The organism is Acidaminococcus sp. HCP3S3_G9_1 (assembly GCF_052122455.1).
Classification (GTDB): Bacteria; Bacillota; Negativicutes; order Acidaminococcales; family Acidaminococcaceae; genus Acidaminococcus.
In genome coordinates, this window is sequence record NZ_JBQKCH010000035.1 from 1 (window position 1) to 1,403 (window position 1,403).

Here is a 1,403-nt window from a genome sequence, read left to right on the forward strand (position 1 = left end):
GGTTCTATAATAAATGTTGGGGTCTTGTGGACACTCCTGTTCACAAGACCCCTTGTCTTACGATAAAATAAAGACATATCTAAGCTACATTTCACCTCAACCACCACGAAGAACTGAAAGGAGAATAGATATGTCTTTCTTTCATTTTATCGAAAAAAGCTTCCATTGGGAAGAGGGTTCCATAAAAGAATTTGAAAATTTGGGATCCAGCCTCCTCCTTTACGTGGAATTCACTTCTACAGCTTCTCGTTGCCCCTACTGTCATCATAAAATTCTCCATATTAAAGACTATCGGGACCAAAAAGTCCTCTTAGGGCACTGGAACACCCATCCTGTTTCTGCTATTGTTCATAAAAGAAGATTTTTTTGCCCTTGCTGCCATAAGACATTTTATGAAAAAATTCCTGGCGTCGAGCACTACCAGCGGCGTTCTAACGATGTAAAGAACAGCATCATCCAAGCCTGTTCTGAACTGGCGAGCTTTAAAGCCATTGCCAGAAGCCATGGTGTCTCTGTTTCCACCGTAATCCGGTATTTTGATGGACTTACTTTTAAACGGCCTCTCCATCTGCCTGAAGTTCTTTCTTTAGACGAATTTCGTGGGAACGCTCATGGGCAAAGATACCAGGTCGCTGTGAATGACCCTCAGCGTCATGAAACTCTCGATATTTTGCCAAAGAGGACAGCGCTGGAATTAATTCGTTATTTTAGCCAATTTTCAAGAGCAGAGCGATTGAAAGTAAAATTTGTCGTAATGGACCTTTCGTCACTTTTCCGCAAGGTCATCAGAACGATGTTTCCTGGTGCAACAATTATTGGTGACCGATTCCACATACAGAGACTGGTCATTTGGGCGCTTGAACGGGTTAGGAAAAATGTACAAAAGTTATTCGACGAAAAAAGAATTTATTTCAAGAGAAACAAACATATCTTGAACAAGAGAGGTGATTGTCTGACAGAAGAAGAACTGGCCAGCCTTCGGGAAATCTTGAAGCAGTCTTCAGAATTACAGAGAGCCTATGCCTTAAAAGAGGCATTCTTTAAGGTGTTTTCTATGAAAGAACGGTCTGCTGTTGCTTCATTCTTATCTCGTTGGTTATCATTAGTCGAAGAAAGTGGGGTTGAAGAATTCAAGAGTGTTATAAAGACGTTCACTGATTGGAAGACAGAGATTTTGGAAGGATTGAGTCAAGCGTATTCGAATGGTTTTACGGAAGGAATGAACAATAAGATTAAGGTGTTAAAGAGAGTAGCATTTGGCTTTCGCAACTTTGAACGATTCCGTTCTCGGATTTTACTGCTTTCGATGGTGAAATTAAAATAAAAACAGACGTGAGCAAAAATCGCTCACGTCCGTGTGTGGTAGATGAATTGGAGCTTACCCCAACATTTGACAAAGAACC

General features: G+C 40.8%; 1 protein-coding gene. It reads left to right on the plus strand.

The genetic code is table 11. The features are described 5' to 3' along the window. The first annotated feature begins 130 nt into the window (after positions 1-130). On the plus strand, positions 131-1,324 hold the full coding sequence (locus tag ACTQY1_RS11180; RefSeq protein ID WP_441374209.1) for an ISL3 family transposase: 1,194 nt from the start codon (positions 131-133) through the stop codon (positions 1,322-1,324). Positions 1,325-1,403: the final 79 nt, after the last annotated feature.

Excerpts from the sequence above, each read along its gene's own strand:
- ACTQY1_RS11180 (WP_441374209.1), top strand. The coding sequence starts at position 131 with ATGTCTTTCTTTCATTTTATCGAAAAAAGCTTCCATTGGGAAGAGGGT.